Origin of the sequence: Methylibium sp., assembly GCF_031393925.1 — a bacterium.
GTDB lineage: Bacteria > Pseudomonadota > Gammaproteobacteria > Burkholderiales > Burkholderiaceae_C > Methylibium.
Window position 1 is genome coordinate 1 of record NZ_JANMWL010000027.1, and the last position, 3,394, is coordinate 3,394.

At 65.9% G+C, this 3,394-nt stretch carries 4 protein-coding genes and 1 pseudogene; 1 reads left to right on the forward strand and 4 read right to left on the reverse strand.

Features of this window, described 5'->3' with window-relative positions; genetic code table 11:
* From sdhA to RMO12_RS01755, 4 genes are all read right to left on the reverse strand, one after another.
* The coding region (gene sdhA / locus RMO12_RS01740) for a succinate dehydrogenase flavoprotein subunit (RefSeq protein ID WP_309637978.1) at positions 1 to 1,363 on the reverse strand (1,363 nt) is incomplete at its 3' end.
* 4 nt (positions 1,364 to 1,367) lie between these two features.
* Positions 1,368 to 1,733, reverse strand: a complete 366-nt coding sequence (sdhD, locus tag RMO12_RS01745; protein WP_309624375.1) for a succinate dehydrogenase, hydrophobic membrane anchor protein — start codon at positions 1,731 to 1,733, stop codon at positions 1,368 to 1,370.
* A gap of 11 nt (positions 1,734 to 1,744) precedes the next feature.
* Positions 1,745 to 2,185, reverse strand: a complete 441-nt coding sequence (sdhC, locus tag RMO12_RS01750; RefSeq protein WP_309637979.1) for a succinate dehydrogenase, cytochrome b556 subunit — start codon at positions 2,183 to 2,185, stop codon at positions 1,745 to 1,747.
* Between the two features lie 92 nt (positions 2,186 to 2,277).
* A complete protein-coding gene (locus RMO12_RS01755) occupies positions 2,278 to 3,027 on the reverse strand; it encodes a GntR family transcriptional regulator (RefSeq protein WP_309637980.1) in 750 nt (249 codons plus the stop codon).
* 239 nt (positions 3,028 to 3,266) lie between these two features.
* Here RMO12_RS01755 and RMO12_RS01760 point away from each other — a divergent pair.
* Positions 3,267 to 3,394, forward strand: a pseudogene (locus tag RMO12_RS01760) (malate dehydrogenase); the annotation flags it as partial.

The window sequence follows — 3,394 nt, forward strand, 5'->3', positions numbered from 1 at the left end:
CGCCGGTCGTGCCGTCCAGGCGCGCCAGGCGAGCCAGCGTGCGGTCGGCGGCATCGGCAGGCAGCGCCTTGTGGGCCTTGTTCTTCTGATTGAATTCGACGATGTGGTTGCCCGCCGCGCGGCCGAACACCAGCAGGTCGAGCAGCGAATTGGTGCCCAGGCGATTGGCGCCATGCACGCTCACGCAGGCGCATTCGCCCACCGCATACAAGCCGCTCACGATGCTGTTGGGGTTGCCGTTGTCGGGCACCACCACCTGGCCGTGGACGTTGGTCGGGATGCCGCCCATTTGGTAGTGGATCGTCGGCACCACGGGAATCGGCTCCTTGGTGATGTCGACGTTGGCGAAGTTGTGGCCAATCTCGAACACGCTGGGCAGGCGCTTCATGATCGTGTCGGCGCCCAGGTGCGTCATGTCGAGCTCGATGTAATCCTTGTGCGGACCGCAACCGCGCCCTTCCTTGATCTCCTGGTCCATGCAGCGCGAGACGAAATCACGCGGCGCCAGGTCCTTGAGCGTGGGCGCGTAGCGCTCCATGAAACGCTCGCCGTTGCCATTGCGCAGGATCGCGCCTTCGCCACGGCAGCCTTCGGTGAGCAGCACGCCGGCACCGGCCACGCCGGTCGGGTGGAACTGCCAGAACTCCATGTCCTCGAGCGGCAGGCCGGCGCGCGCCGCCATGCCCAGGCCGTCGCCGGTGTTGATGAAGGCGTTGGTGGAGGCGGCATAGATGCGCCCCGCCCCACCGGTGGCCAGCAGCACGGTCTTGCCTTGGAGGATGTGAACGTCGCCGGTCTCCATCTCGAGCGCGGTGACGCCGATCACGTCGCCCTCTGCATCACGGATGAGATCAAGCGCCATCCACTCGACGAAAAACTGCGTGCGCGCCTTGACGTTTTGCTGGTAGAGCGTGTGCAGCATCGCGTGGCCGGTGCGGTCGGCCGCGGCGCAAGCGCGCTGCACCGGCTTCTCGCCGTAATTGGCGGTGTGGCCGCCGAACGGGCGCTGGTAGATGGTGCCGTCGGGGTTGCGGTCGAACGGCATGCCGAAGTGCTCGAGCTCGTAGACGACCTTGGGCGCTTCGCGGCACATGAACTCGATCGCGTCCTGGTCGCCGAGCCAGTCGCTGCCCTTGACGGTGTCGAAGAAGTGGTAGTGCCAGTTGTCCTCGCTCATGTTGCCGAGCGATGCGCCGATGCCGCCTTGCGCGGCCACCGTGTGCGAGCGCGTCGGAAACACCTTGGAGAGCACCGCCACGTTCAGGCCGGCGCGCGCCAGCTGCAGCGAGGCGCGCATGCCGGAGCCGCCGGCACCGACGATCACAACGTCGAACCTGCGCGTCGGAAGATCGTTCGAGGCCATTGCTTCACAGTCTCCACAACACTTGCAGCGCCCAGCCGGCACAGCCCAACAGCCACGCGATGGTGAAGACCTGCAGCGCGAGCTTCACGCCGACCGGCTTCACGTAGTCCATCCACACGTCGCGCATGCCGACCCAGACGTGATAAAGCAGCGCGACGATCACGATGAAGGTGAACAACCTCATCCACTGCGCGGCAAAGATGCCGGCCCACTTGTCGTAGCCCATCGGGCCGCCGAACAGCACCTGCACCACCAGCACGATGGTGAAGAGCGCCATCAGCACGGCCGTCACCCGCTGGGCGAGCCAGTCGCGCAGGCCGTAATGCGCGCCGACGACGAGGCGCCTGGAGCCGAAGTTCTCTTGCGTCATGGACTCGCCTCTCAGAGGACGCCGAACAGCTTGGCGCCGAGCACCAAGGTCAGCAGCACACTCGCCACCAAGGTGAACCAGGCAGACCTGGCACCGGCTTGCAGGCTCACCGCGTGCGTCATGTCCATCCAGAGGTGGCGCACGCCGGCGATGAAGTGGTGCAGGTAAGCCCAGATCAACGCCCAGGCGACCAGCTTGACAAGCCAGCCGGGCACGAAACCGATGCCGGCAACGAAGGCGCTGGTAAAGCTCTCGTAACTGATCTCCGAGCCGAGGCTCATGTCGAACAGCCACAGGATCAAGGGCAGCAGCAGGAACATCAGCACACCGCTGACGCGGTGCAGGATCGACACGATGCCCGCAGGAGGCAGCCGGTAATGGCGCAGCTGTAGCACGTGGATATTGCGGTACTCGGGCCGCCGTCGCGGCGTCTTGACACTCACGGATTGCATGCTGGAGCCTGTTTTTGGTGTAAAGCCGGTCGAGTTTATTGCATCGCAGCACGACCTAGGCTGTGGCGCGGAGATACGCGCGGTTCAAGCATTCAATTGAGTTCGTTGCGATAGAAGTGCGCGCTCGTCTCGTAGAGCCCGCGGCGCAGCTCGACCGGCTTGTCGCCATAGGTGAGCGTGCGTCGCTCCACGCTGAGCAGCGGTGCACCGGGCGCGACCTCGAGCACGCGCGCGTCGACCGCGCTGGCAGCCACCGCGCGAATTTTTTCCTCGGCGCGGATCATGCGCACGCCGAACTCGCTCTCGAACAGCGCGTAGAGCGGGCCACGATAATCACCCAGCCGCTCGGCGGTGAGGCCCTTGAACAAGCCACCGGGCAGCCACAGGTCGTCCAGCACCACCGGCCGCGCATTGAACAGCAGCACGCGCCGGACCTGGATCACCGCGTCGCCGGTCTTGAGCTCGAGCGCGCGCGCCACTTCGGCACTGGCGCGCACGCGCCGGCAGTCAAGGAAACGGCGCTCGGCCGGGCCGCCCCTGGCCGCGTCAGCCTCGGACACCAGGCGCAGAAAGCGGTACTGCACCTGCTCCTCGGCATGCGTGGCGACGAACGTGCCTTTGCCCTGGCGGCGCACCAGCAGGTTCTCGGTGGCCAACTCGTCGATCGCCTTGCGCACCGTGCCCTGGCTGACCTTGAAGCGCACGGCCAGCTCCACCTCGCTCGGAATCACCTCGCCGGGGCGCCACTCGCCGGCCTGCAGGCTGCGGGTGATGAGCGACTTGATCTGCTGGTAGAGCGGGCTGAAGGCCGGCCCAGCCACCCCGGGCCCGTCTTCGTTCATGGCATTCGAGGGGGAGACAGCGACCATGGCTCGATTGCATCACAGGGGGCGCACGCCCGTCCAGTAACCCATGAAAGATGTTTTATATAAGACATGAGAAGAACGCTCTTCTTGGCCCGGTTCGCGCGCGGCCGGCGACGCGTTTGCTCCTACACTTCGGGTCCGCCGCGGACGGCCTGCCTGGTCGACCCGCACCGCGGCCCACCCGTCCACCTTCGCCTTTTCTCCGGAGCTTCGACATGAGCAAGAACCCCGTCCGTGTGGCCGTCACCGGTGCTGCTGGCCAGATCGGCTACGCCCTGCTGTTTCGCATCGCCTCGGGCGAAATGCTGGGCAAGGACCAGCCCGTCATCCTGCAGTTGCTCGA

Excerpts from the sequence above, each read along its gene's own strand:
- RMO12_RS01755 (WP_309637980.1), bottom strand. The coding sequence starts at position 3,027 with ATGAACGAAGACGGGCCCGGGGTGGCTGGGCCGGCCTTCAGCCCGCTC.
- sdhC (WP_309637979.1), bottom strand. The coding sequence starts at position 2,185 with ATGCAATCCGTGAGTGTCAAGACGCCGCGACGGCGGCCCGAGTACCGC.
- sdhD (WP_309624375.1), bottom strand. The coding sequence starts at position 1,733 with ATGACGCAAGAGAACTTCGGCTCCAGGCGCCTCGTCGTCGGCGCGCAT.